21 protein-coding genes and 2 tRNA genes are annotated in these 26,514 nt (G+C 71.2%); 8 read left to right on the top strand and 15 right to left on the bottom strand.

Annotation, left to right across the window (positions count from 1 at the left end):
- The first annotated feature begins 39 nt into the window (after positions 1-39).
- On the top strand, positions 40-471 hold the full coding sequence (locus ACZOOI_RS14835) for an ATP-binding protein (protein WP_465281080.1): 432 nt from the start codon (positions 40-42) through the stop codon (positions 469-471).
- Between the two features lie 274 nt (positions 472-745).
- Positions 746-2,707 (top strand): phosphatidylglycerol lysyltransferase domain-containing protein, encoded by a 1,962-nt coding sequence (locus ACZOOI_RS14830; RefSeq protein WP_465281079.1) that lies wholly within the window; start codon positions 746-748, stop codon positions 2,705-2,707.
- Positions 2,708-2,807: 100 nt separating this feature from the next.
- Here ACZOOI_RS14830 and ACZOOI_RS14825 read toward each other — a convergent pair whose 3' ends face one another.
- Positions 2,808-4,238: a WGR domain-containing protein gene (locus tag ACZOOI_RS14825; RefSeq protein WP_465281078.1), complete on the bottom strand. Its 1,431-nt coding sequence runs from the start codon at positions 4,236-4,238 to the stop codon at positions 2,808-2,810.
- A gap of 472 nt (positions 4,239-4,710) precedes the next feature.
- Between ACZOOI_RS14825 and ACZOOI_RS14820 the strand changes: the two genes are divergently transcribed.
- Positions 4,711-5,856: an MBL fold metallo-hydrolase gene (locus ACZOOI_RS14820; RefSeq protein ID WP_465281077.1), complete on the top strand. Its 1,146-nt coding sequence runs from the start codon at positions 4,711-4,713 to the stop codon at positions 5,854-5,856.
- A gap of 75 nt (positions 5,857-5,931) precedes the next feature.
- Here the strand turns inward: ACZOOI_RS14820 and ACZOOI_RS14815 are convergent, their stop codons facing one another.
- The 4 genes from ACZOOI_RS14815 to ACZOOI_RS14800 form a co-directional block, all read right to left on the bottom strand.
- A complete protein-coding gene (locus ACZOOI_RS14815; protein ID WP_465281076.1) occupies positions 5,932-6,855 on the bottom strand; it encodes a universal stress protein in 924 nt (307 codons plus the stop codon).
- The gene (locus ACZOOI_RS14810) at positions 6,852-8,336 is read right to left on the bottom strand and encodes an amino acid permease (RefSeq protein WP_465281075.1); all 1,485 of its coding nucleotides are present in this window, start codon (positions 8,334-8,336) and stop codon (positions 6,852-6,854) included. The genes ACZOOI_RS14815 and ACZOOI_RS14810 overlap by 4 nt, the downstream gene beginning before the upstream one ends.
- Before the next feature lie 412 nt (positions 8,337-8,748).
- Positions 8,749-9,231, bottom strand: a complete 483-nt coding sequence (locus tag ACZOOI_RS14805) for an NUDIX domain-containing protein (RefSeq protein ID WP_465281074.1) — start codon at positions 9,229-9,231, stop codon at positions 8,749-8,751.
- A gap of 44 nt (positions 9,232-9,275) precedes the next feature.
- Positions 9,276-10,616, bottom strand: coding sequence for a hypothetical protein (locus ACZOOI_RS14800; RefSeq protein ID WP_465281073.1), 1,341 nt, complete (start codon positions 10,614-10,616; stop codon positions 9,276-9,278).
- Positions 10,617-10,841: 225 nt separating this feature from the next.
- Here ACZOOI_RS14800 and ACZOOI_RS14795 point away from each other — a divergent pair, with 225 nt between their 5' ends.
- Both ACZOOI_RS14795 and ACZOOI_RS14790 read left to right on the top strand, forming a co-directional pair.
- The gene (locus tag ACZOOI_RS14795; RefSeq protein ID WP_465281072.1) at positions 10,842-11,276 is read left to right on the top strand and encodes a hypothetical protein; all 435 of its coding nucleotides are present in this window, start codon (positions 10,842-10,844) and stop codon (positions 11,274-11,276) included.
- 185 nt (positions 11,277-11,461) lie between these two features.
- On the top strand, positions 11,462-12,112 hold the full coding sequence (locus tag ACZOOI_RS14790) for a class I SAM-dependent methyltransferase (RefSeq protein ID WP_465281071.1): 651 nt from the start codon (positions 11,462-11,464) through the stop codon (positions 12,110-12,112).
- Positions 12,113-12,413: 301 nt separating this feature from the next.
- Here ACZOOI_RS14790 and ACZOOI_RS14785 read toward each other — a convergent pair whose 3' ends face one another.
- From ACZOOI_RS14785 to ACZOOI_RS14775, 3 genes are all read right to left on the bottom strand, one after another.
- Positions 12,414-12,548, bottom strand: coding sequence for a hypothetical protein (locus ACZOOI_RS14785; protein WP_465281070.1), 135 nt, complete (start codon positions 12,546-12,548; stop codon positions 12,414-12,416).
- A gap of 410 nt (positions 12,549-12,958) precedes the next feature.
- Positions 12,959-13,031: transfer RNA gene (locus ACZOOI_RS14780), tRNA-Arg, on the bottom strand.
- Between the two features lie 587 nt (positions 13,032-13,618).
- Positions 13,619-13,707, bottom strand: a tRNA-Ser gene (locus ACZOOI_RS14775).
- A 144-nt stretch (positions 13,708-13,851) separates the two neighbouring features.
- Here ACZOOI_RS14775 and ACZOOI_RS14770 point away from each other — a divergent pair.
- Entirely contained in the window at positions 13,852-17,085 is a 3,234-nt protein-coding gene (locus ACZOOI_RS14770; protein ID WP_465281069.1) for a PAS domain-containing protein, read from the top strand.
- 211 nt (positions 17,086-17,296) lie between these two features.
- Here ACZOOI_RS14770 and ACZOOI_RS14765 read toward each other — a convergent pair whose 3' ends face one another.
- Positions 17,297-17,614: a hypothetical protein gene (locus ACZOOI_RS14765; RefSeq protein ID WP_391587367.1), complete on the bottom strand. Its 318-nt coding sequence runs from the start codon at positions 17,612-17,614 to the stop codon at positions 17,297-17,299.
- A gap of 338 nt (positions 17,615-17,952) precedes the next feature.
- Here ACZOOI_RS14765 and ACZOOI_RS14760 point away from each other — a divergent pair, with 338 nt between their 5' ends.
- Entirely contained in the window at positions 17,953-19,608 is a 1,656-nt protein-coding gene (locus ACZOOI_RS14760; RefSeq protein WP_465281068.1) for a long-chain fatty acid--CoA ligase, read from the top strand.
- An 81-nt stretch (positions 19,609-19,689) separates the two neighbouring features.
- Here ACZOOI_RS14760 and ACZOOI_RS14755 read toward each other — a convergent pair whose 3' ends face one another.
- The 6 genes from ACZOOI_RS14755 to ACZOOI_RS14730 form a co-directional block, all read right to left on the bottom strand.
- Positions 19,690-20,496 carry a glycoside hydrolase domain-containing protein gene (locus ACZOOI_RS14755; protein WP_465281067.1) on the bottom strand — a complete coding sequence of 269 codons (807 nt, stop codon included), beginning with the start codon at positions 20,494-20,496 and terminating at the stop codon, positions 19,690-19,692.
- Positions 20,497-20,681: 185 nt separating this feature from the next.
- Positions 20,682-21,863: a lipid-transfer protein gene (locus ACZOOI_RS14750; RefSeq protein WP_465281066.1), complete on the bottom strand. Its 1,182-nt coding sequence runs from the start codon at positions 21,861-21,863 to the stop codon at positions 20,682-20,684.
- Positions 21,860-22,309, bottom strand: coding sequence for a MaoC family dehydratase (locus ACZOOI_RS14745; protein ID WP_391587363.1), 450 nt, complete (start codon positions 22,307-22,309; stop codon positions 21,860-21,862). The genes ACZOOI_RS14750 and ACZOOI_RS14745 overlap by 4 nt, the downstream gene beginning before the upstream one ends.
- Complete coding sequence (locus tag ACZOOI_RS14740) at positions 22,306-23,433, bottom strand: acyl-CoA dehydrogenase family protein (protein WP_465281065.1); 1,128 nt, start codon at positions 23,431-23,433, stop codon at positions 22,306-22,308. The genes ACZOOI_RS14745 and ACZOOI_RS14740 overlap by 4 nt, the downstream gene beginning before the upstream one ends.
- A complete protein-coding gene (locus ACZOOI_RS14735; protein ID WP_465281064.1) occupies positions 23,433-24,410 on the bottom strand; it encodes a bifunctional MaoC family dehydratase N-terminal/OB-fold nucleic acid binding domain-containing protein in 978 nt (325 codons plus the stop codon). The genes ACZOOI_RS14740 and ACZOOI_RS14735 overlap by 1 nt, the downstream gene beginning before the upstream one ends.
- A gap of 8 nt (positions 24,411-24,418) precedes the next feature.
- Positions 24,419-25,600 carry an acyl-CoA dehydrogenase family protein gene (locus ACZOOI_RS14730; protein WP_465281063.1) on the bottom strand — a complete coding sequence of 394 codons (1,182 nt, stop codon included), beginning with the start codon at positions 25,598-25,600 and terminating at the stop codon, positions 24,419-24,421.
- A 282-nt stretch (positions 25,601-25,882) separates the two neighbouring features.
- Here ACZOOI_RS14730 and ACZOOI_RS14725 point away from each other — a divergent pair, with 282 nt between their 5' ends.
- Positions 25,883-26,494, top strand: a complete 612-nt coding sequence (locus tag ACZOOI_RS14725) for a DUF4291 domain-containing protein (protein ID WP_465281062.1) — start codon at positions 25,883-25,885, stop codon at positions 26,492-26,494.
- The last annotated feature ends 20 nt before the right edge of the window (positions 26,495-26,514 follow it).

The raw sequence follows: 26,514 nt of genomic DNA, 5'->3' as shown, positions 1-26,514 counted from the left end.
CGGAGGGGCCCGACCTTCAGTGACACCACGAGGAGCACCATGACGCACATCTCGCGCCGCGTAGCCCAGGCCGCGCTGCTCATCGCCGCGGGCGCGGCCCCGATCCTCGGCGCCTCGACCGCCCAGGCGGCGGACCTGCCCACGGGTGGCCTCGGCGCGCTGACCCAGCCTGACGTCGGCGGCCTCGCCGACAAGCTCCCCGCGGCCACCGAGGGCGCGGGCGACGTGGCCGGTGGGACGGCCTCGAAGACCCTGCCCGCGGCCTCGAAGACCGCAGGTCAGACGGCCGGTACCACCGCCACCAACGCGAACAGGACGGTCGGCGAGAGCGCCGCCGTGGCCGCTCCCGCCGCCGGCCAGGCGGTCGCCCAGGCAGCTCCCGCCGCCGGTCAGCTCGCCGCCGGGGGCGTCCCCGCGGCGCCGTCCCTGCCCGCCGTGCCCTCCCTCGGCGGACTCCCCCTGGGCGGCTGATTCATTCGGTTGGAATCCCAGTGAAACCGGCGGGGCCGGTGCGGCGTGTCCATTGATGCCGCACCGGCCCCGCCGTGCGTCCGAACCGAGCTTCTCCACCATTGGGAGTAGCAAACGATCGGGTATCCCTCCGTGGGATGACGTACAAAGGGCCGTCGTGCGCATCCAAATTTCTTGGTGCATGTCTACGCTGTTGTGCGAGCGTTACGAAGAGTCGCAATCCTGGACATAAGACACAGGAGACCCTTCCACCACCCCACAATCGAGGAGCACGGTGTCTGCCACGACGCGGGCCGCCGCGAACGGCCACAACAAGAACGGCACCGGCACCCCGGCTGCCGAGCGCGTGCGCGGGATCTCGGCAGGGGTGTTGATCTGGTACCTACGGATCGTGGCGGCGCTGGATTTCGTGTCGGCGGTCTCGGTTCCGCTGCGTGACCGGGTGCGCCACCACGACACCGGCGAGTACTACACCCCGTTCCTGGTCACGTCCGGTTTCACGTCGGCAGCGCTGGCCGCCTTCCTCGCGATCATGCTCGGCCGGCGCAAGCGGGCCGCCTGGGCCTTCACGGCGATCCTGCTGGTCCCGTCCACCGCCGTGTACATCTGGGCGCTGTGGTTCGACGACCTGCGCCAACACCCGTTCAACTGGTCCTCGACGATCATCACCCTCCTGGTGTGCGTCGCGCTGCTGCTGAGCTTCGCGGAGTTCGGCGCCAAGGGCGACCGGGGCAACGTGCTCAAGGCCGGCCTGGTGCTGGCGGGCGGCGCGGTGGTCGGCGTGGTCCTGGGCTCGACCCTGGTCAACGCCACCGACCGGATCTCCACGTCGAGCATGGGCGACCGGATCCTGTACGCGGTGCTGCGCATCTTCACCCTCGCGCCGGACAGCGACCTGGGCTCGGTGTCGGTACCGCGCTGGGTCGACATCGTGATCAACGTGGCCGGTGTGGCGCTGTTCCTGCTGGTGCTGTTCGTGCTGTTCCGCGCGCCCAAGGGCCGTGAACTGCTCACCCCCGACGACGAGGTGCTGCTGCGCGAGCTGCTCGACAAGCAGGGCGAGCGCGACTCGCTGGGCTACTTCGCGCTGCGTCGGGACAAGGCGGTCATGTGGTCGCCGAGCGGCAAGGCGGCGGTCGCCTACCGGGTCGTGGGCGGCGTCTCGCTCGCGTCCGGCGACCCGATCGGCGACCCCGAGGCCTGGCCCGGCGCGATCGACCGCTGGCTGGCCGAGGCCGAGGACCGTGCCTGGGTGCCGGCCGTGATGGGCGCCAGCGAGGAGGCCGGCACGATCTTCGCCCGACACGGTCTGGACGCACTGGAGTTGGGCGACGAGGCGATCGTCGAGGTGGCCGAGTTCAGCCTGGAGGGCCGGGCGATGCGCGGTGTCCGGCAGGCGTACAACCGGGTCAAGCGGGCCGGGTACACCACCCGGGTGCGCCGGCACGAGGACATTCCCGAGGGCGAGATGCGCGAGCTGCTCGACCTCGCCGACCACTGGCGGGACGGGCAGACCGAGCGCGGCTTCTCGATGGCGCTGGGCCGGCTGGGCGACCCCGACGACGGGCGCTGCCTGATGGTCGAGTGCATGGACGACGAGGGCCGGCTGCGCGCGGTGCTCAGCTTCGTGCCGTGGGGCTGCAAGGGCGTCTCGCTGGACCTGATGCGCCGTGACCGGGACTCGGACAACGGTCTGATCGAGTTCATGGTGCTCGACGTGATAGAGGGTGCGAAGGCGTACGCCGCGGCCAACGCCAAGCCCGCCAAGGGCAAGGGGAAGGGCCGCGCGCCGGAGCCGGACGCCGAAGCCGCTCCCGAGCAGTCCTCGCCGATCGACATCGAGCGGATCTCGCTCAACTTCGCGATGTTCCGCTCGGTCTTCGAGCGCGGCAACAAGCTCGGCGCGGGTCCGGTGCTGCGGCTGTGGCGCACCGTGCTGGTGTTCTTCTCGCGCTGGTGGCAGATCGAGTCGCTGTACCGGGCCAACGAGAAGTACCGGCCGATCTGGGAGCCGCGCTACATCTGCTTCCGCAAGGCCAGCGAGTTGCCCCGGATCGGCATCGCGGCGGCCCGGGCCGAGGGCTTTTTGACCACGCCCACGCTGCCCCAGCTGTTCGGCGCCCGGCACGAGCAGCGGGTCGCGGCAATGGCCAAGCGCAAGGCGGGGGATGCGACTCCGCCGCTCACCGGGTGGGCCGCCGAGCAGCGTGAGCCGGCCGAGCACAAGCAGCCCTGATCGTCCGGTTCGACCACGCCGAAGGGCGGCGCCCCCCACGGGGGCGCCGCCCTTCGGCGTCACGGTCCGGGCCCGCCGTCGCGGCGGGCACGCGGTCGGCTCAGACCAGTCGACGGATCTCGCCGCGCACGCGGTAGAAGCCGCCGCGTTCGGCCGGATGCACCTCGTCCACCACATAGCGCGCACCGGCGACCCGCACGTTCTTCGGGAACTGCACGTTCCAGCCGCTCTCGTAGCCCGCGGAGACCACGTGCACCCGCAGCCGGCCGCCGCCCTGGTCGACGCACTCGACCACGACGCCGGTGCCCGCGTCGGTGGTGGTGGCCACCTCGGTGGTCGGCACCACGGCCTCGATCGTGGCCGCCTTGACGTCGCGCACCTGCGGGACGGTGCCCCCCTGGGCCGCCTCGATGGCCGCCTCGCTCACGTCGATGCAGGCCAGCGAGCCGTCCGTGGTGACGATGTACAGCCGCTCGTCGCGGTACTGCATCGAGTAGGCCGAGCCGCACGTGGTGCCCAGCTTCCACAACCGCTTGCCGTCCTCGGCGAAGCAGTACACCGTCGAGGAGCTGTCGCCGGCGAACACGTACTTGCCGTTCTCGGCCGTCGCACAGGAGAACACCGACGCGTCGCAGTCGTAGGTGGTGCGGATCGTGCCGTCCGACTTCGCGATCCGGTGCACCTTGTTGCCGGAGGTGCCGGCGTACACGTCGTCCTTTTCCTGCCAGCCGAAGAGCACGCTGCCCTTCGTCTTGGCCCGCCACATCTCCTTGCCGTCGGCGGCGGCGAACGCCTGTACGCCGGCGCTGTGTCCGTGGTAGATCGCGTTCTCGTCGCAGCGCACCATCCAGGCGCCGGTGCCGTTGGTCGCCGCGGCCCACAACGACTCGTCCTCGTGGTCGATGGTGGTGCAGCCGCCGTTGGAGTCGGACACGCCCAGCACGCCGTCGTGGATGTCGAGCCAGTAGATGTCGATGTTGTCGGTGATCTCGTAGGCCACCCGCGGGGCCTTGCCGCCGACGTCGTACACGTTGCCGTTGTCGCACCCGGCGTAGATCCACGAGTCGTCCGCGACGATGCACTTGACGCCGTTGGGCAGCTGGTAGCGGCCGGTCACCTCGCCGCTGTGGTCGAGGAACCACACGTCGCCGCGCTGGTTGCCGACCAGCACCCGCTCGGCGTCCACGAAGATGCCGAACGCGGAGGAGCCGGTGCGGTAGCGCCACAACACCGGCGCCGAGTTGCGGGCCGTGGTCGGCCGGGACACGATCTCGCGGCGGGTGATCGAGCGCGGCTGGCGCACGCCCTGGACGGCCGGTTCGTAGCCCTTGCGCAGCTTCGCGGCGACCTTCTTCTTCGCGTCCGCCTGCGCCTTCTCCGGGCTGGCGTGGGTGGCCGTGCTCGTCTGGCCCTTGGCCCCGATCCGCCCGTACGTGACCGTGACGTCGACGCCGTCGACGACGACCTCGTAGTACTTGTGCGCGCCGTCGCCCTCTTCGGACAGCTCAAGGTAGGTACGGGTCTCGGACATGACGACTCCTCGGCTCCGCTGCTCTGTTCGGGATGCGGTGACTGTGGTGGTGGCTGTGCGGGGATGCCGCCGCCGCGGGCGGCGTGGTTGCGGGCCCCGCTGTTGTGGACTTCCGTCGCGGACCTCGCGACGGGGCGCTGGAACCGTGCCGGACAAGGGGATTGATGCGCCGTCATCCCCCGTGGCGATGGCAAGACCCTACTCACGCGAGCCGACAGCCACCGGGCCGGTGTGGTGCGGCTTCGCTCACTCGGACGGCGCAACCCGGGACCGAGGGGGCCGTTGTCGGGCAAAGCGCTTCCGTGTGCGGTCTTCCCCTACTCCGAACGGAGGAGTGATGCGGGTGGGGCCCCTCCCCCGGGACGACGTTTCAGCCTCGGACGCCGGGTTAATCTCCACTCATCCCGATCACCGGTCGCCGGTCCGGCCCCATAACGGTCGGCCGAAGGCCCCGCTTGCCCGAGGAGTCCATGTGGCCGGGCACTTCTTGACGTCTTTGACTCCCGCGGTCTTCGGCGCCAGACCCGCCGGCGAGCGGTTGGCGCGCATCCGCCGATCCCCGCACTTCCGGGACGGTGCCTTCCAAAATCCCGTGCCGACCCGCCGCGGCAGCCCCGGCGCGGTCGGCAAGATGTTGCGTGCGCAAAAGGCCGCGGCCGGGCTGCGTCGGCCGGCCGGTGCGATTCCGCTGGTCACCGCGTCCGCGTTGGACTTCGCTCGGGCGCCGCTGACCGGGCTGCGCGCCTGCTGGCTCGGGCACGCGACGGTGCTCGTCGAGATGGACGGCGTTCGGGTGTTGTTCGACCCGATCTGGAGCACCCGCTGCTCGCCGTCGGCGGCGTTCGGCCCGGCCCGGCTGCACGCGGTGCCGGTGCGTTTCGCCGACCTGCCCGCCCCGGACGTCGTGGTGATCTCGCACGACCACTACGACCACCTCGACATGCCCACCATCCGCGCGCTGGGCAGGCGCGATACGGCGTTCGTGGTGCCGCTGGGCATCGGCGCACACCTGGAGCGCTGGGGCATCGCCGCGGACCGGATCACCGAGTTGGACTGGCACGAGGCGGGCGAGGTCGCCGGGCTGACCTTCACCGCGACGCCGGCTCGGCACTACTGCAATCGCGGCGCGCGGGTGCTCGGCACCGTGCTGTGGGCGTCGTGGGTGGTGGCCGGGCCCGGGCATCGGGTGTTCCACAGCGGGGACAGCGGCTACTTCCCGGGTTTCGCACGGATCGGGCGCGAGCACGGACCGTTCGATCTGACGATGATTCAGGCCGGCGCGTACGCGGAGGCGTGGCCGGAGGTGCACCTGCACCCGGAGGGCGCGGTGCAGGCGCACGCGGATCTCGGTGGCGGGTTGATGTTGCCCATCCATTGGGGCACATTCGATCTGGCGCCGCATGCGTGGGAGGAGCCGGCCGAGCGGTCGGTGGCGGCGGCCCGGGCGATGGGCACGGATCTGGTGATCCCGCGGCCCGGTGCGCTGTTCGAGCCGGCGCTGGTGGACGGCGGCGCGGTGGAGCCGTGGTGGCGTGAGGTGGCCGCGGAGCCGTCGCGGTGGGTGGGCGACGCGGCTGCGGAGAAGGCGGCACGGGTCACGGCGGTACCGGCGGCCTGAGGGTGGGTCGGCGGGGTTGGTGGGTCGGCCCGGCCCGGCGGGCGGAGCGGCCCGGGAGTCGTGGTCGCCGGTGGGTCAGGAGACGTCCCAGAGGTCGGCGCGGACGCCGCGTGGGAGGACCATGACCGGGGTGCGGGCGTTGCGGACGATCTTGTGCGAGGCGTCGCCGACGAAGACCCGCTTGACCGGGCCGACCCGGCCGGACGCGCAGATCAGCAGATCGTCGGCCCAGGTGACCGCGTCCAGCGCGGTGCGAACGTCGTCGCCCTCGGCGGTCTCGCCGTCGGCCGGCACCTCGATCTCGTGCATCGCCGCCGCGAGGTCCTGCCGGGCCTGCTCGCGCGCCGTGCGCAGCACCTGGTGTTCGGCGGCCTGGTGCTGTTTGCCGGAGTACAGCCGCACCGGTCGCAGCACCAACGTGAGCAGCCGCACGTCCGCGTGCAGTCGGCGGGCGAACTCCACGCCGCAGGTGAGCACTCCGCTCGGTTGCGACTCGCGTTGGTAGGCGATCGTGCATCGGGCGATACCGGGCGGCGGGTGGTCGGCGAAGCCGCGCGGGGCGAGCGCCACCGGCACGGGTGAGCCGTGCAGGAGTTGGTCGGCGGTGCTGCCGAGGGCCACGCGCGCGGTCCGCCCGCCCGGGGCCGGGCCGATCACCACGAGTGCGGCTCGGTGTCGCTCGGCGATCCGGGCCAGCCCCCGGCCGCTGCCGCGGTGGTCGTCGATCGCCCGCTCCACCGGCAACTCCGGTGCCCAATCCCGAAGTCGGGCCTGCGCGTCGTCCAGCAGCCGATCGCTCTCCTCGCGCAGGAACGCGCGCCACTCCGCGTCCACGGCGCCGACCCCGGCGCCGGGCAGCGCGGGCGGGCGCACGTGCGCGAGCACGACTCCCGCGCCCAGTTGCCGGGCGAGCAGCATGCCCAGCACCAGCGCGTCCCGGGCACGCGGCTCCGGCTGACACCCCACCACGACCCGCATCCGCGCGCCCTCGGCGCTCACCGGTCCACCTCGACACCCTCGGCGCCCTCGGCACGCCAGCGCGAGTGCCGGTAGCCGTACAGGAAGTAGATCGCCACGCCGACGGCCATCCAGACCAGGAAGACCTGCCATGTGGTCCCGGAGAGCCGGGCCATCAGGTAGATGCAGAAGCCGACGCCCAGGAGCGGGGTGAGCGGGAACAACGGGGCGGTGAAGCCGCGCGGCAGGTCGGGTCGGGTCCGGCGCAGCACGATCACCCCGATGTTGACCAGCGCGAACGCGAACAGGGTGCCGATGCTGGTCGCCTCGGTGAGTTGGCCGAGCGGGACCAGCGCGGCGAGCAGGGCCACCCATGCGCCGGTGATCAGCGTGTTCGCCACCGGGCTCTGGGTGCGCCGGTTCACCTTCGCGAAGATCGGCGGGATCAGGCCGTCGCGGGACATCGCGAACAGGATCCGGGTCTGCCCGTACAGCACGGTCAGCACGACGCTGGCGATCGAGATGATCGCGCCGGCGGACAGGATCGTGGACGCCCACGAGCCGCCGGTCACGTCGGTGACGATCTTCGCCAGCGTCGCCTCGCTGCCCTCGAACTCCTGCCAGGGCAGTGCGCCGAGCGCGGCGAGGGCGACCGCGACGTAGACGACCGTGACGATCGCGAGCGAGATCAGGATGGCCAACGGCAGGTCCCGGCGCGGGTTCTTGGCCTCCTCGCCCGCCGTGGACGCGGCGTCGAAGCCGATATAGGAGAAGAACACCTGGGACGCGCCGGCGCTGATCCCGGCCACGCCGAGCGGCGCGAACGGGGACAGGTTGCCGTCCTCGAACGCGGTGAACGCGATGGCGCAGAAGAACGCGAGGGTGATCAGCTTGATGAAGACCATGATCGTGTTGGCCACGGCGCTCTCCGAGACGCCGCGCACGAGCAGGATCACCGCGAGCAGTACGACGATCACGGCCGGGACGTTGAACCTGCCGCCGTCACCCGGCGGTTGGCTGATCGCGGCCGGCAGGCTCACGCCCAGGGCGGAGTCGAGCAGTTCGTTGACGTACTGCCCCCAGCCGACCGCGACGGCGGAGATCGACACGCCGTACTCCAGCAGCAGGCACCACCCGCACACCCACGCGATGCCTTCGCCGAGCGTGGCGTACGCGTAGGAGTAGGACGAGCCGGACACCGGGATGGTCCCGGCGAGTTCGGCGTAGGACAACGCCGAGAACAGCGCGGTGACCGCCGCGAGCACAAACGAGATCACCACGGCCGGACCGGCCTTGGGCACCGCTTCGCCCAGGATCACGAAGATGCCGGTGCCCAGGGTCGCGCCGACACTGAAGAAGGTCAGTTCGAGCAACCCCATGGTGCGCCGGAGCGCGGGTCCTTCCTCGTCCCCTCCGCCGGAGCTCTCCTCGAGGATCGCGTCCACGGGTTTCGTCCGCAGCACCCCCCGGCGCGACCGGGGTACGACGTGGCTGGCGGGCAATCCGGCCTCCCTGGAGAACATGTTCCGAGGAGGAACGGGTGCCCCGCCGTCCGGGTATCGAACGGTCCTTCAGCCATTCGGACCGGTTCGGCGGCGAGCCTGCCACTCGGCGGCTCGCGGTGTCGGGGCCGGCCGGCACGACGGCGCGCGATGCGGTCCGCACCGATTGCCACGACTACCTTGCCGGGCAGGTGCGTTGGCTGAAACGCCCGGCGGAAGGCCCACAGTCGCCGAAGCCGCCGCACGCGCAGGACGTGCGCGTGTGGCGATACCCGTCTTCCGCACCGGCTTCCGGACCGGCCACGTACGACGGCGCTGAAGCACCGAGTCGCCGTCCGCCGGTTCGGCAATCGCCGTACGCGATCCACTTGGGACGTGGCAGCGGTTGCCAACCAGCCGGCTCCGCCCGGCATGGACAATGTCGCCGGCGGCACTAGCTTCGCGGTAGATAGACCGTGCGTCGTTGGTGGCGTGCTTGCAGGGCGGCCGGCACGCGGGGGGCGACGTTGCCGGGCAGAAGGGTCGCGGCCTGTTCGGGTGTGACGAACGCGTAATCGTCCAGCTCTTCGGTTTGAAGGCGGATCGCGGCCACCTGAGCGGGAGTCAGGGTGCCCGCGTCGAAGAACCAACTGGTGATCGGGCGTGGTCGGTCCCCTTGTGCCTTGGCCCAGTCGATGACGAGCAGGTCGCCGACGGCGAGTTGAAGGCCCAGTTCCTCGGCGAGTTCGCGTGCGCATGCCTCGTGGGGTGGTTCGTCGTGGTCGACGAATCCGCCGGGGATGTTCCAGTGGTCGCGGTAGTTCGGTTTGACCAGGAGGACGCGGTCGCGGGTGTCGGTGATGAGTGCGCAGGCCGCCGCGTACAGGGCGGGTAGTTGTGCGTACCACTGCTCGGGGGGCAGGAACTCACGGGTCACAGCCCCGACCCTAGTCGCGATGCGGGGTGCCCGGAGGTGGTGGATCAGTTCGCGCGGGACGTTCGGGCGAGTTCGAGGAAGTCGGCGACCGCCGGAATCCCGGCGTACGCGGCTGCCTCTGCGCGGAACTCGGCGACTCTGTCCCGCAGTCGTTTCGAGGCCACCGCGTGCGAGGTGTCGACCACCTTCGCGGCGACGCCGCACGCGTGATCGACCTCCCCGCGCCGGAGGAGCACGGAGGCGTACAGAACGCGGTGCAGGGCGCGTGCGCGGACGCCGATGGCGCCGGTGCGGGAGGCGTCGGCGGCGTGCTGTGCGGCTTCTTCGAGGCGTCCGAGGTCGCGCAGGACGTGCATGCGGGAACCGGCGTGGTGGGCCGGGGTGTAGGAGCTGAGCCAGTCGGGAGTGGCCGGGCCGCTGCCGAGGTGTTCGAGGTGGCGGGCGCTGCGGGCGAGTGCGTCGCGGCTCTCGCGTTCGTCGCCCAAGAGGGCGTGTCCGCGTGCCTCGGTGTCGATCAGGCGCGCCATCAGGGCGGCCGGGGCGTTGCCACCCGCCGCGGCCTGGGCGGCGCGGGCGAGTTGTACCGCGTCGGCGGCGCGGCCCAGGAAACACGCCTGGACGGACATGTTCGACATCACGTGCGCGGACAGGGCGCGGTCGCCGGCCGCCTTGGCGAGGCGCAGCGCTTGGACGAAGTAGCGTTGCGCGGCGCCGTGGGCGCCGGAGTCGTAGTACATGTAGCCGCATTGTTCGGTGATCTGCGCGGCGGCGCCGAGGAGGTCGCGGCCGACGTGGTCGTCGTATCGGCCGTGCAGCAGTGGGGTGACCTGGCGGGCCAGGTAATCGGTGACCCATTGCCGGGCGCTCCCGCCGCCCTGCTCGCGGTCGATGTCGAGGAACCGCATGCGTGCCCGGTGTAGCGCCTCCACGTCTGCTGCGCCGACCCGCAGGGCGTCCAGCGGCCGGGCGGCGCTGCGGTCGTCGGGGGTGAAGTGCCACGCGAACGCGGCGGCGGGTGTTGCCCCAGCCACGTAGGCCGAGGTGGTGAGGAACGAGCGCCGGTCCATGCCCACCGTCCACAGTGCGGTCGCGGTTTCGATGCCGTCGGTGATCGATGGCGGGAAGTCGAGCACCCGGTCCAGCACCGGACCGGTCGCGCCGAAGCCCAGTTCCGCTGGATCCACGCGTCGTCGGAGTGCGCGGGTGAGGACGGCGGCGAGGGCCCGATGCGTGTCGGGGCTCGGGTTGCGTCCGCGCAGCCAGTAGTAGACGGTCGCCTTGTCGTAGGAGGTGCCGCCCCGCATGGCCGCGTTGACGTGGCGGGCCACCGCGCCGTGGCTGTATCCGCTGGCGGTGATGAGCTGTTCCAGGGTGTGGTTGCTCACGGGCCTGACCATGGCGCGCCTCCTGCGTTCACCGACCGGGGACACGGGGCGTTCGCACTGTACGCCGGCCTGGTCACTGTGCGACAGATGTCGCACCCTGCGCAACCCCGCGCACCGAGCGCGCCCCGGATGCCCCCGCCACACCCCGATGACCGCGCGGCACACCCGACGGTGAACTGGCGACCAAGGCCCAGTCGGGCTCCGTGCGAGGAAGGGAAACGGGTCATGACCACCGCAACCGCCGTTCGAGACCCCCGAGCCTTTGTCACCCCGGAGGTGTGGGACCGGGAGGTCGCACTCCTCGTCCGCGACCACCCCTTCGACACCGTCATGGCCGGCCGCATCCTCGGGCAGGCCATCGCCTACCTGATCACCGCGATGGAGACACCGGCCGACACCGAGGTGCTGGGCGTGGGGCAGCTCGTCGACCACGGCGTGCACGCCCTCATCCTCGACACCGCGATCTACGCAGACTTCTGTGCCCGGCACAACAACGGCGAGTTCCTGCACCACTCGCCCGCGATCGAACGCAAGAAGGACGGCACCGTCGGCCGGACCGCGGACGCCATCGAGGCTGCGGGCTTCGAGGTCGACCGGCCGCTGTGGGAGGCGGACTTCGCGAACTGCTCCCCGTGTGCACCGGGTACGAAGCACCACTGACACACGACGCGGAATGTCCGGAAGCCGGTGACACCGATTCGTGGTGTCACCGGCTTCGCCGTTCCTGCGTTCGGGGGAACGTGGGCAATCGGGCAACGATCATGATTTCGGACGAGTAGCGTGACGCCGTCCGAGTCGGCAGGGGCGGACACCGCCCCCGCGTCCAGCGAGGATCGTCGCCGCACATGAGTCTCGAGAGCTACTGGGACCGGTTCGCCGATGTCCTCGAACAGCCCCCGAACGACCCTGTTGACAAAGGGTTCTTCTGGACCCAGTGGGATCGCCATGGTCCCGGCGTCGAACTCCTCGGGGACCGTCCGCGTACCGCCCTGGAACTGGGCAGCGGCGACGGGACCGAGATCGCCTACCTCGCCCGGCAAGGCGTGGCCGCGACGGGAGTTGATCTCTCGCCCGCCATGTGCGAACGGGCGAGCCGTCGTTGGGCCCACGTCCCCGGAGCGGTCTTCGTGCACGCCGAGGTCTGTGCCTTCCTCGAAGACACGGGCACCACGTTCGACGCGATCTACTCGCGCTGGGGCGCGATCTGGTTCACCGACCCCGGCAAACTCCTCCCGCTCGTCCTCGACCACCTCACCCCCGGCGGCGTACTGGCCTTCTCCCAGGCCCCGCCGGTCGCGGGCTGCTACGGGCCCCAGGGCATGTACGGGAACGGCTACAAGGGCAGAGAACTCCACGTCCAACGCTGGGCCTACACCCCCGACATGTGGACCGACATCCTGGCCGAGCAGGGCTTCGAACACATCTGTGCCCATGTACTGGCCGCGCCCGACCCGGAAAACCTCGGCACGTTGATCGTCCGAGCCCAAAGGCCATAGCGACACATCACTTCGCGCCGGACGCCTTGAGGATGTCGGCGATCCGGGACACGCTCACCCCGACGATGCCCGCCATCTCGATCCTGGAGAGTTTGTCGGTTCGGCCGGCGATCACGCCCATGCGAACCGCGGCGTCGGTGGCCTGGACCCGGCAGCAAGGACCACGAAGCCGGCATCATCCGCGCCGGCCAAGGGTCCTGGTCGACGCTCCTGGCGGAACTGAAGCGCGCCTGAGTGACGAAGAGCAACGACGAAAGCCGCCGTGCCTGAAGGCGCGGCGGCTTTCGTCGTCCTTCCACTTCTACTGGTCCGGCGGCACCACCTGGTCCCGGATCTGCGTCATGCGGTCGTGCCGGCTCGCCCGCCGTTCGGGAAGGGACATCTGCCGTTCGATCCTGACTGTCCGCGCCTCCAAGCGCCCGCCGCGGGTCGGCATGCTTGGCCATCCTTCGGCGGCATTGCCGATCCAGTCGTCTCGGAACCTGCCGGCGGCCGGCGGTTGGTGAGGCAACGCGGCCTCCACCGCCCCGGCCGACCGAGAACCCGTAACGGTCGCCCAACATGGTCGGCGGCATCAGGCCCGGAACGCCCTCGGCGTCCGATCCCGGGAAGCCGAGGGCAGGTTGCCATCTCGTCCACGCGTCGCAGGTCGACGGCAACGCGATCATGTGCGCGCGGGCGTGGCGGGGGCCGTCCCGATGCCGACGCGAATGCCGCCCGCGTGGAGGCTCTCGTGCTCGCGGCATGATCATCGGGCACCTGCCCGCAATATGCCATCAGCCTGAAATGCAAAACAGGCCAAGTGCCCTATCGGGTACCTGACCTGCGTTGGAGTCGCACTCTGTGTGCGCTCGGCAGGATTCGAACCTGCAACCTTCTGATCCGTAGTCAGATGCTCTATCCGTTGAGCTACGAGCGCCTGGTCGCTTTGACCGAGGTCAACAATACATGCTCCCCGGCTGGGGGTGAAATCCATTGTTCGAGGGTGGCCCAAACTCGGGCAATCAGTGATCAAGCGCCTTCATTTTGCCGGTGTTCGGCGGCTGAACGGGTGATCGCGAAGCGGGGCCGCGAGGCTGCGACGGGCGGCTCGGCGGGCGGCTGCCGGGGACCGCCCGTCGGGGTCGATGTGGGCCCGGCGGGTGGCCGGCGGGGTCGGGGTGGGTGGTTCCGGGTGAGCCCGGTCGGCGGGAGTGGCGACGCGCGCGGGGTTGGGGGTGGCTCGTTCGCTGTGAGCTGAAATGGCCTTTTCGGACATGTCGGCCGGTGGGCGAATCGGCGGGCGTTCGGTCGCGGCGGGCGGGTCGCTTGGATCGGGTCGGCGGCGCGCCGGCGGGAGTGGTCGCGGCGGGCGGGTGGAGCATCGGGTGGCGGCTACGGAAAAGAGCCGTATACCGGACATCGTGCCCCGCGTCGTGACCCGGGGTCGTCGGATGCTCACCGAAACGTGATCGTCATGGGCACGAAACAGCCCGCCTGGTGGGACCAGACGGGCTGTTCGGGAAGCGGAGGCTCCGGGATTTGAACCCGGGATGGGGATGAACCCAAACCGCATTAGCAGTGCGGCGCCATAGACCGGACTAGGCGAAGCCTCCATCGGTGTTTGCCGACGAGGAACAGATTACTAGGCTCGTCAACGTGACTGCAAAAACAATGGGATAGTCGGTCGTGACATGCCCCGGCGGCGACGGGCAAGATGGCCGTCGCGCAGTCCGAGGACCGGAGGAGGTACGCGCTTCGTGAGCAGCAGGCCATCCCGAGGCGCTGCTCGCCTCGCAGCCATACTCGACGCCCTGCCGGATGCTCTCCTGCTGGTGAATCGCAACGGCACCGTCGTCAACGCGAACGCCATGGCACTGGAGGTTCTGGAGGCGCCGGGCACTCCCGTGGTCGGGCGCGGTCTCCTGGACCTGCTGCCCTCGTTCGACCATCGGCGCATCCCGGGCTCCGTGCGGGCCAACGACACGCGCGACACCCGGACCAAGCCGACCCGGATGTCCGCGCACCGTACCGACGGCGGCGTCTTCCCGGTCGAGGTGACCAGCGCGAACCTGCCCGCCGGCTACGACGACGAGTTGCTGATGATCGTCGTGCGCGACCTGACCGGCAAGGTCGACGTCGAGGCCGAACTGGCACGCCAGCAGCGGCAGACCGAGATGATCCTGCGCGCGGCCTGCGAGGGCATCATCGGCATCGACGCCGAGGGCCACATCGTGCTGGCCAACCCCGCCGCCGCCCGGATCCTGCGCCATCGCGCGAGCGACCTCGGCGGCAAGAGCGTGCACGAACTGCTCATGCACGCCCGGGCCGACGGCACGCCGCTGCCCGCCCAGGAGTGCCCGCCGCTGGTGACCCTGGGCAACGGCCGCCGGCAGCGGCTGCGCGACCAGGTGTTGTGGCGCGGCGACGAGGGTTACGTGACGGTGGACATGATCACCGCACCGATCCTGCTCGGCGGCGCCGTGGTCGGCGCCGTGATGACCTTCAGCGACACCGGGCGGGAAAAGTTGCTCGGCGAACGGCGGGCCCAGCTCGCCGAGTTGGTCGACGCCGAGATACTGGGCCGGCTCGCGGCGGTGCGCGGTCGGCTGAAGAAGGTGGCCGACGGCGCGGCCGGCGAGGTCGGCCACGGCGCCCGGCGGATGGTGCGTCAGGTCGCGGGCGAGTTGGAGAGCCTGGAGGAACTCGCGGGCGAGGTGCTCGCCCACCAGGCGGCCGGCACCGAAGCGGCCGAGCCGGAGGACGCCGACGCGGCGACCGAGCCGGAGCGAGTGCCGACCACGGTGGACGATCTCGTCGATCGGGCCATGGAGACCGTGACCTACCTCGCGCGCGGCGCGGGCGTGGAGTTCGCGGTCAACGCGTCCCCGGTCGGGGTGCGGGTGGACGTGGACGCGATGACCCGGGCTCTGGGGCATCTGCTCGCGGACGTCGTCGCGGCCGGCCCCGAGGGATCCACCGTCGTGGTCGCGGCGGCCCAGCGCGGCAACGTGGCCCGGATCGAGGTGCGCGGCCCGGAGAGCCGAGGCAGCGCCGTCCGGGTCCCGCTCGCGCGCGCGGTCGTCGAGGCGCACGGCGGCACCGTCGAGTCGCACACCATGCCCGGCCGAGGCAGCACGTACGTGGTCGAGTTGCCCGCCGACGCCGAGGCCGCCGAACAGGCCGAGAGTTCCGGCGAACACCGCGCGGCCAAGGGCCGCCGGGCCCGCCAGACGGGCCGACCGGACCCGGCCGCCGAGAAGAACGGCAAGGCCGGGAAGGACACCGGGCCGGGCAAGGACGCCAAGGCCGAGGACGGCAAAACCGACGCCGACGCGGCCGACCCGAAGGCGGTCGAGGACGAGGCCGCACCGGCCGAGGCGACCGCCCCGAAGGCGGCCGACGCGACCGAGGCCGCCGAGCCCGGAACCGGCACCGAGCCGAAGCGTTCGGGCGCCGCGCGCACGAGGGACGCCGCCGATGCGCCCCCCGCGCCCGGCAGCGGAGTCGAACTCGCCGTGCGCGGACGCGGCGCACAACCGCCGCGGGCCCGCCTGGAGCCGGCCGGGTCGTCCACACCGCCGGTGCCCGCCCCGCCGCCGCCCGGTTCGGTGGCCGCCGCGCCGCAGGGGCCGTTCGCGCTGCCCGCCGGCACGGTCGCACCGGTGCCGCTGGTGCCCGCGAACCCGGGTTCCGCCGAGGGGCAGCACGAGCGACCGGACGCCGACGGATACGACGAGGCCGAGGAGGCCGCGCGCAACAACAGCGGCGCGTTCGAGGCGGTCTACCCGCCGCGCTCGCGTCGCGGTCGGCCCTCGCGCGACGCGCACGACGCGGGAGAGTCCGCCTCCGGGCCCTCCGGTTCGCACCGCGGGGTCGCCCACCACGGCGGCTCCGAGGTCGAGCGGGTCGAACCGACCGCGCTGCCGCAACGACCCGCCGCCGCCCCGCCCGCCCAGGCACCCGCGGCCGGTGGCCGGCTGAACGGCGGGCACACTCCGCAGGGCGCGCAGGCGCGCCGCCGGCTGTCCACGCCGCCGGCGCCGATCCCGGCGCAGGGCCGCCCGTCGGACGCTTCGGCCCGCAGCACCAGCGTGCAGGATCGGCCCGGCCGACCCGCCGCCGCCGACATGCCCACCGAGTTGTTGCCGCCGATCCCGGCCGCCCCGGATCAGCCGATTCCGGTCCAGGGCCGGCGGCCCGGTTTCCCGGGCGGGCCGCCCGGTGACGCCGAGACGATGTCCGGGGCCGACCTGCCGACCATGGTCACGCCCGCGCCGGACGGGCAGCCGCGCCGGTTGTTGGTCTGGCCCGAGCCGGACACCGCGACGGCGGGCGCGCTGACCGCGCGTGGCTGGAGTCCGCTGCTGGTGCGTTCGCGCGAGGAGGTGGACGCGAGCGTTCCGGTGCAGCCGGCCGCGCTGTTCGTGGATCCGCTGACCGGCCCGATCACCCGTACCGCGCTCCAGTCGTTGCGCACCGCCGCGACCGCTGCCCAGATCCCGGTGCTGGTCACCGCGGGATTGATGCAGGCCACCCGGGACGCGGCGTTCGGCGCCGACCCGGCCGTGCTGCTGCGTTCGCTGGCGCCGGCGGACAGCGCCGGGCACGCCTCGCGCGTGCTCCTGGTGGAGGGCAACCCGGACATCGCGACGGCGTTCACCGCGTCCCTGGAGCGGCGTGGCATGGACGTGGTGCACGCGGCCTCGGAGAGCGAGGCGGTGTCCAAGGCGTCCAGCGTCGAGCCCAATCTCGTGGTGCTCGACCTGATGCTGGTGCGCCGGCGTCGGATGGGCGTGGTCGACTGGCTGCGCAACAACGCCCGCCTGCACTCGACGCCGATCGTCGTCTACACCACGCTCGACCTGGTCGAACACGACCTGCATCGGTTGCAGACCGGGGAGACCGTGCTGTTTTTGGCCGAGCGTTCGACCCGCGAGGACGTACAGCAGCGCATCGTCGACCTGCTCGGCAAGATCGCGTCGCCCTCCTAGGCCGTATCGGCACCGATGACCCGCGCGCCACCGCGCGGGTCACTCGGACGAGCGGACCACCCGTGGGCGACGCGGAGCCGCCCGCGCCCCGGTCACCCGCACCGACGCTGCGGCCCGCTCCGGCAGCGGGGAATCGCACACGTCCGCACCCGGACCGCCGGCACCCGAGGCCCGCACGGCACCCGCCGTATCCGCACCGAACCACAACGCCTCACCATGCCGCCGGCCCCTGGGCGTGCAGCCGACGGCTCATCTCGCCGACGGTCAGCGCCAGTTCGGTGGCGAGGTCCATCGCCTGAGGGTGGTCGTGGTGTTCGCGCATCCACCAACACATGACCTGCACGATAGGCCCGGCGGACTCCGGATGTCCGATGATCGCGGTGCGCGCGCACAACGGACGCGGCGGTCCGTCCCGATCGAGCCGGAACCAGTAGCCGTCCCGGAAGCCGAGCACGGGATGGCCGAGTGCGTCCGGCAACACGACGTCGTACGGCCGGTGCGGTTCGGATCGCACCTCCAACGGGTACATGGAGCGCCTTCCACGGGGAAGTCGAGGGCTCGCCGGTCCCCCTCCGAAAGAGCGGAAAAGCGGGAACTACCGGATGATCACGGCCTTGTGCCGAAAACGATGTGCCATCCGGAGCAACCGGGACACCGTCGCATTCTTCCGCTCGGCCGTCCCGATCAGCCGATCGCCACGCCTGGTTCACCCGTACGGGCGCACGGCGGGTCGTGCCGGGCGCGTGGGTCGGCGCTCGACACAGGCGCGAAAGCCGAGGCCGTGGGGGCTGACAACGGCCCGATCGGCGAGAAAGAATCCCCTCACCTCGACCGGTCCCCGTCCGGCGAATGCAGGGAGGCCACACAGTGCTGAGCACGATGCAGGACGTGCCCTTGACGATCGCTCGCATCATGCGACACGGAACCACGGTGCACGGTGCTTCGGAGGTGGTGACCTGGACCGGTGGCGCGCCCAGGCGGGCCACCTACGCGGAGGTCGGTCGCCGGTCGGCACAACTCGCCCACGGTCTGCGCGAACTCGGGATCACCGGCGACGAGCGGGTCGCCACGTTCTTGTGGAACAACCAGGAGCACCTGGAGTGCTACCTGGCGATCCCGTCGATGGGTGCGGTGCTGCACACGCTCAACCTGCGACTGCCCCCGGAGCAGTTGATCTACATCGCGAACCACGCGGACGACCGGGTGCTGATCCTGGACGGCTCGCTGGCCGCGCTCGCCGCCCCGCTGCTGACCCACCTGAAGACCGTCCGGCACGTCGTGGTCACCGGCGCCGACACCGATCTGGCTCCGCTCGCCGATTCCGGCAAGCAGATCCACCGCTACGACGACCTGCTCGCCGGCCGGCCGACCGAGTTCGACTGGGCCGAGGACATCGACGAGCGCCAGGGCGCCGCGATGTGTTACACCTCCGGCACCACGGGCAACCCCAAGGGGGTCGTCTACAGCCACCGGTCGACCTATCTGCACAGCATGCAGGTGTGCGCGGCGGAGGCCTTCGGCCTGGGCACCGCGGACATGGTGCTGGCGGTGGTGCCGATGTTCCACGTGAACGCGTGGGGTCTGCCGTACGCGGCGATGATGTGCGGCGCCTCGATCCTGATGCCCGACCGGTTCCTCCAGTCGGAGCCGCTGGCCGCGATGATCGCCGCGGAGAAGCCGACGTTCGGCGCCGCGGTGCCGACCATCTGGAGCGGGCTGCTGGACTACCTCGACGTGCACAAGACCGACGTGTCCTCGCTCAAGGAGGTCGTGGTGGGCGGCTCGGCCTGCCCACCCGGCCTGATGCAGGCGTTCGAGGAGCGGCACGGGGTGCGGATCGTGCACGCGTGGGGGATGACCGAGACCTCGCCGCTGGGTTCGGTGGCCCGCCCGCCGGCCGGGCCGACCGGTGACGAGGCGTTCGCGTACCGGATCTCGCAGGGGCGCCTGCCCGCCTCGGTGCAGGCCCGGCTGGTCGGCCCGGACGGTGCCGACGTCCCGCTCGACGGCGAGTCGGTCGGCGAACTGCTGGTGCGCGGGCCGTGGATCGCGGGCGCGTACATCGGCGACGAGGGCTCGGTGGACGCCAGTGGCGGCGGCCGGTTCCAGGACGGCTGGTTGTGTACCGGCGACGTCGGCACGATCACCCCCGACGGCTTCCTGCGGCTGACCGACCGGGCCAAGGACGTGATCAAGTCGGGCGGCGAGTGGATCTCGTCGGTCGAGTTGGAGAACACCCTGATGGGCCACCAGGACGTGGTCGAGGCCGCCGTGGTGGGCGTGCCCGACGACAAGTGGGGCGAGCGCCCGCTGGCCACGATCGTGCTGCGCGAAGGGGCCACGACCACGGTCGAGCAACTGCGCGACTACCTCGCGGGTCGGGTGGCCCGCTGGCAGGTGCCCGAGCGGTGGAGCCTGATCACCGCCGTGCCCAAGACCAGCGTGGGCAAGTTCGACAAGAAGGTGATCCGGCGTCAGTACGCGGAGGGCGAGCTGGAGGTCAGCGAGCTCGACCGGGGCTGAGCCGGGCCGGACGTCGCCGGTCGGGCCGCATCCGGTCCGACCGGCGGATCATGCCGGTCCCCGGGCGTGGCGCCGCCGCGGTCAGAGCACCCCGACCGGCCCGTCGACCGCGTTGCGGTCGATGACGATCCGCTGTCCGCCGTGGGTCTCCGAGACGTTGCCGGTGTACTGGTGCACCCGCCGGCCGCGCCAGTACCCGTCGGGCAGCGCGCCGTCGCCGGTGGTGGCCGCGTGACCGTCCCAGCGGGCGTACCAGACCGCGTCCGGGACCGAACGCTTGCCGACCGCGTCGATCAGGTCGGCGATGCCGGAGCTGAGGCTGCTGTAATAACCCGCCACGTAGCCGCGTTCGCGGACCCGGTCGGACCACGCGGACACGAAGTCCAGCACGGCGGCCCGGCACCCGGCGTCGGTGTTGTCGTACGCCTCCATGTCGTACCAGACCGCGCTGCCCGGCCGGAAGCCGAGCGTGGCGCTGCGGTCCACCGCGTCGTTCGCCTCGGCGATGCCCTGCTCCGCCGCCCGCGCCGGGTCGATCCGGCCCGGCTTGCCGGACTGCGAGCAGGGTGCCTGCAGGCCCACCTGGATGGGCAGGAAGTCCCAGCCCTGGCGGTGTACGGCCTTGACCCAGTCGAAGGTCAGCCGGGTGCTCTTGCAGGCACGGTTGTCGCCCGCGACGTAGACCCCTACCACCTTGTACGGCGAGTCCCGCCAGGCCTGCATGGTCTCCACGGTGGGTGTCTCGCACGTGTCGAAGCCCGGCGCGTTCACGCTCCTGGATCGTTCCGGACGTGCCCCGGCACCTTCGGCGAGCCCGGCCGGCAGCAGGCCGAGCACGGCGGTGAGCAACACGGTCGAGGCGATCCGACGAGTGGTCAGCGGACGCACGAGATCTCCTGACGTGGTGGCAACGGGCCTCCCACCACGCTGCGCACCGCGTCCGGCCCGACCTGCGGACCGCTCGGGCGACGCGCCGACGCGTCACCCGAGCGGCCCAACGAGCGCACCGGGGCGGGGTGTCCACACCCCCGTCGGGGCGAGCCTCACCCCTTCGACACCGGCACCGGCCCCGCCTACTCGACGCCCAGCACCAGCCCCGACGTCGGCACCCCGGTGCCGGCCGTCACCAGCACGTTGTGCACGTTCTCGACCTGGTTGACCGAGCTGCCGCGGATCTGCCGCACGCCCTCGGCGATGCCGTTCATCCCGTGCAGGTACGCCTCGCCCAGTTGGCCGCCGTGCGTGTTCGTGGGCAGCTTGCCGCCCAGTTCCAGACCGCCGTTCGCGACGAACGCCGGCGCCTCGCCGCGCCCGCAGAAGCCGAACTCCTCCAGCTGCATCAGCACGAACGGGGTGAAGTGGTCGTAGAGCACCGCGGTCTGGATGTCGTCGGGAGTCAGTCCCGAGGTCTGCCACAGCTGCTTGGCGACCACGCCCATCTCGGCCAGACCGGTCATCTCGTCCCGGTAGAAGCTGGTCATCTGGTCCTGGAGGCGACCCGCGCCTTGCGCCGCCGCGTTGATGATCGCGGGCTTCTGCTTCAGGTCCTTGGCCCGTTCGGCGCTCACCACCACGATCGCCTGAGCGCCGTCGGTCTCCTGGCAGCAGTCGAGCAGCCGCATCGGCTCGACGATCCAGCGCGAGTTCCGGTGGTCCTCCAGCGTGATCGGCTTGCCGTGGAAGTAGGCCTTCGGGTTGTTCGCCGCGTGCTTGCGGTCGGCGACCGCGACGTGGCCGAACGCCTCGGTGGTCGCGCCGTACACGTGCAGGTAGCGCTGCGCGAACATGGCCACCCACGAGGCCGGCGTGAGCAGCCCGTGCGGCATGTTCCAGCCCAGGCCCACACCCTCGACGGTGGGATCGCGCTGGAGCACGCCGGAGCCGAACCGGCGGCCGGAGCGCTCGTTGAACGCGCGGTAGCAGACCACCACGTCGGCCACCCCACTCGCGACGGCCATCGCGGCCTGCGCGACGGTGGCGCAGGCCGCGCCGCCGCCGTAGTGGATCCGGCTGAAGAAGGTCAGGTCGCCGATCCCGGCCGCGGCGGCGACCGCGATCTCGGGGTTGGTGTCCATCGTGAAGCTGACCAGGCCGTCCACCTCGGACGGCGCGATCCCGGCGTCGTCCAGGGCCGCGCCCACCGCCTCGACGGCCAGGCGCAGTTCGCTGCGACCGGAATCCTTGGAGAACTCGGTCGCGCCGATCCCGGCGATGGCGGCCTTGCCGCGCAGGTTGTCGGCGTGCTTGAGGCTCACGCTTCGGCTCCTTCCGGCAGCTTCACCGTGACCGTGCCGGTGACGTGGTTGCCGAGCTTGTTGGCTCCGACGACGGCGATCTCCACGAGCGGGGTGCCGTCCTCGGCGGTGGTCTTGGCGGTCACCGTGCCGGTCAGGGTCATGGTGTCGCCGGGGTAGTTCGGGGCGCCGAGCCGGATCGCGACCTTGCGCAGCTCGGTCTCGGGGCCCGCCCAGTCGGTGATGTAGCGGCCGACCAGGCCGTTGCTGGTCAGGATGTTCATGAAGATGTCCGGCGAGCCCTTGTCCGCGGCGAGCTGCGGATCGTGGTGCACGTCCTGGAAGTCGCGGGTCGCCAGCGCGGTCGCCACGATCAGCGTGCGAGTCAGCGGGATGGCCAGCGGCGGCAGTTCGTCGCCGACGGACACCTCCGCGTGGGTCCGGCTCACGAGATCCTCGGTGGTCATCGGTTGCCTCCCTGGGCGGGCGCGTGGGCGAGCAGGCTGCCGAGCGCGGCAAGCTGTTGGATGCCGCTGCCCAGGGTCACGTCGATCTGACGGCCCCACAGGAAGTGGCGGTGGATCGGGTGGTCGATGTCGGAGCCGGTGCCGCCGTGCAGGTGCTGGCACGCGTGCACCACACGCTTGCCCGCCTCGGAGGCGAACCAGCGGGCGACCAGGGCCTGTTCAGTGGCCTGCTCGCCCTGGTCCATGCGCCACGCGGCCTCCAGCGTGGTGACCCGGATGGCCTCGGTGTCCATGTACGCCTCGGCGGCGCGCAACATCACGCCCTGCTTGGTGGACAGCGGCTTGCCGAACTGCTCGCGGGCGTTCACGTGTTCGACCGTGCGGGCCAGGCCGCGTGCGCACACGCCCACCTGCTGCGCGGCCAGTGCGACGCGCGCGCGGTCGACGATCCAGGCGGCGACCGCGGGGCCGGCCCCGGTGTCACCGACCAGCCGGGCCGGTGCGTCGGTCAGCCGCAGGTTGCCCGAGGCCCACGGCGCGGTGGTCGGCGCGGCCTCGATCGCCACTCCGGCGGCGCCGGCGTCCACGGTGAACACCGCGAGCGCGCCGTCGAGCGAGGCGGTGACCAGGACGCGGTGCGCGACGGTGAGCCAGGCCACCGCGCGCTTGTCGCCGTCCAGGCGATAGCCGGCCCCGTCTCGCCGGGCGGTCACCTTCGGTACGGCGGGCAGCCCCGCCCCGACCTCGGCGAGCGCACCTGCCACGATCCGCGAACCGTCCACGAGCGCGGGCAGTTCGGCCTCGATCAGCTCGTCCGAACCGAAGCGCAGCAGCGGCAGCAGCCCGTACACGACCGTGTCGAGCAGCGGGATCTGCGCGGTGAACCGACCCTGCTGCTCCAGCAGCAGTGCCAGGCCCACCAGGCCCAGGTCGCCGCCGCCGTGCCGCTCCTCGATCAACGCGCCGACCAGACCGGCTTCGGCGACCTTGCCCCACAGCTCGGCGTCCAGGTCCGCGTCGGACTGGGCGAGCTTCTTCAGCCGCTCGTCGGTGGACTGGTCGGCGAAGATCCGCTCGGCCAGCGAGGACAGCTCCCGCTGGTCCTCGGTGAGGTTGAAGTCCATCAGTTCTCCCCAACCGCTCGGAACGCGGGCACGGTCAGCTCGGGGTCGTGGGTGACGAATTCCAGCTCGACCGGCATCCCGATGCGGACCTCGTCGTGCGGGACGCCCAGCACGTTGCCGAGCATCCGCACACCCTCCTCCAGCTCGATCAGGCCGACCGCGTACGGCATGTCGAACGCCGGGAACTTCGGGTAGTGCATGGTGACGTGCGAGTACACGACGCCCTTGCCGGTGGACTCGACGGTCTCCCATTCGAGCGACGCGCACTTGTTGCAGCCCGGGGCGAACGGGAAGCGCGGGGTGGCGCAGTCCAGACACCTCTGGAACAGCAGCTTCCCGGCGGCCACACCGTCCCAGAACGCCTGGTTGTCCTTGTTGACCACCTTGCGCGGGCGCAGCGGCCGCTCGGCGGGCGGCGCGGCCTCGGCCTTCTTCTTCTTGTGTGGGGTGTAGCGCAGGATCCGGAAGCGATGCGTGCCGACCAGCTCGCGGCCGCTCTCGCCCGTGACGTAGATGTTGGTCAGCGTGGTGATGAAGTGGCCGGTGCCCAGGCCGGTGGTCTTCTCCTCGGACACGGTCTCGATCAACTGGTCGTACTGCACCAGCTCGCCCAGCCGCAGCGGGCGCATGTACTCCTGCTCGCAGTTGGTGGCGACCACCGAGCCGAAGCCGTTGTCGGTGAAGTGCTTGTACAACTCGCCGGTCGCCGAGTTCGCCGGAGCGCCGCCTTGCATGCCGCGCATGATCCACACCTGGAGCATGGGCGCGGGCGCGACCACCTCGCCGAAGTGGGTCCGGGCCGCGGCCTCCGGGTCGGTGTACACCGGGTTGGTGTCGCCCATGGCCTCGGCCCAGTGCCGGATCATCGGCCCGTTGACCGGGTCGAGCGCGAGCACGCCGGAGACGTCGTGCATGCCCTCGTACTTCTTGACGACCGCGAGGAAGGCGGCCTTGTCCTGGCTGATGGGGTCGGTCATGTCGTCCTTCACCGCTTCACTCGGGTCATGCCAAGGCGAACCATGGCGACGATCTCCCGCTGGACCTCGCTGACGCCGCCGCCGAAGGTGTTGATCTGCGCGCGGCGGTTCATCGCCTCCAGGAGGCCGTCGCTGAACGCGCCGGGCGACTTCGGTCGCAGCGTCGCATCCGGGCCGACGATCTCCATCAGGTTGCGATACACCTCGATGGCACCCTCGGTGCCGAAGAACTTCACGCCGGACGCGTCACCCGCGTTGAGCGTGTTGTTGCCGACGTCGTGCACGAGCCGCCAGCTGAACATCCGCACGGCGGACAGGCGTGCGTAGGTCTCGGCGAACTTCAGCTGGACCCAGGGCTGGTCGACCACCTTGACGCCCGGCTCGATCTCGGTCTCGCGGGCCCATTCCAGGACCTCGGCGAAGAAGTCCTCGGCCTGCATGCCCAGCGCCGCGAGCGCGACCCGCTCGTGGTTGAGCTGGTTGGTGAGCAGCTTCCAGCCCGAGTTCTCCTCGAACACCAGGTTGTCGTAGGGCACCCGGATGTTGTCGTAGTACGTGGCCGTCGTGGTCATCCCGCCGACGGTGACGATCGGGGTCCAGGAGAAGCCCGGGTCGCTGGTCGGCACCAGGATCATCGTGATGCCCTTGTGCTTGGGCGCGTCCACGTCGGTGCGGCAGGCGAGCCAGATCCAGTCGGCGCCCTGGGCGGTCGAGGTGAAGATCTTCTGCCCGTTGATCACCCACTCGTCGCCCTCGCGCACCGCGCGGGTGCGCAGCGACGCCAGGTCGGTGCCGGCCGAGGGCTCGCTGTAGCCGATCGCGAAGATGATCTCGCCCGTGAGGATTTTCGGCAGGTAGAAGCTCTTCTGCGCCTCGGTGCCGAACTTCATCAGGGTCGGGCCGACGGTGTTCAAGGTGACCATGGAGACGGGCGCGCCGGCGCGGTACGCCTCGTCGAAAAAAATGAACTGCATCTCCGGGCCCTTGCCCTGGCCGCCGTATTCGGTCGGCCACCCGATGCCGAGCCAGCCGTCGGAGCCCAGTTGCCGGCGTACCCGTCGGGTGGTGGGGCCGCCGGCCTCGCCCTCGCGGTCGAGTTCCGCCCGGACCTCGGGGGTGATCAGGCGGGTGAAATAGTCCCGCAGCTCTGCCCGTAGAGCGTCCTGCGCTGGGGTCGGGGCGAGATGCACGTCGCTGCTCCTTCACGTGCGTGGATCGCGTGGGTCGCGACGCGGGTCGACGCCCGCCGGGCACGGAAGGGTCGCGGTCGGGTCTGCCCCGCGCTGCACATCGATATGGACCGGGAACGCGTGTCGCCCGGCAACATCGAATCTCTCCGACTCGGGATCGCTTGTCAATATCAAGCATTTTTTGGAAGCCGGGGTCACACCCTTCGACCCGTTCTCCGACGCCTCGTACGGATCGCCGAAAACGGGTGGTCCGGGCCGGGCGGCGGCCGACACACTGCGGGCATGGAAATACCGAACCGCCGGATCCGCGCCGCGTACACCGACGACACCATCACGGTGTACCAGGCGTACAAGCCGCAGATCGCCGACGCGGCCGTCCGCGACCAGCGATTTCCGGACACCTGGAGCCGGGAGCGGATGACCTGGGTCAAGCCGAGCTTCACCTGGATGATGTACCGCTGCGGCTGGGCGACCAAGCCGCGGCAGGAGCGGGTGCTGGCCCTGGAGATCAGCCGCGAGGGCTTCGAGGCGGCGCTCGCCGGGGCATGCCTGAGCCATTACGAGCACCCCACGTATCCGGATCGCGACGCCTGGGGCCGGCGGCTGCACGCGACCACGGTGCGGATCCAGTGGGACCCCGAACGCGACCTGAACCTGCGGCCGTTGGCGCACCGCTCGTTGCAGCTCGGGCTGGCCGGATGGGCGACGCGCGCCTACGCCGACGAGTGGACGCGGCGGATCACCGACGTGACCGCGCTCGCGCATCGGGTGCACGACCTGGTCCGCGCCGGCGACCCGGCCGCCGCGGCCGAGGCGGTCCCGGTCGAACGGGTCTACCCGCTCCCGGACTCGCTGGTCCCGGTGATCGGCGCCACACCGCCGGACCCGGCATAGGTCGTGTCCGGTTCGGGTGC

The sequence above is a fragment of the Embleya sp. L77 genome (genome assembly GCF_055557415.1).
This window is presented reverse-complemented; position numbering and strand designations above follow the sequence as displayed.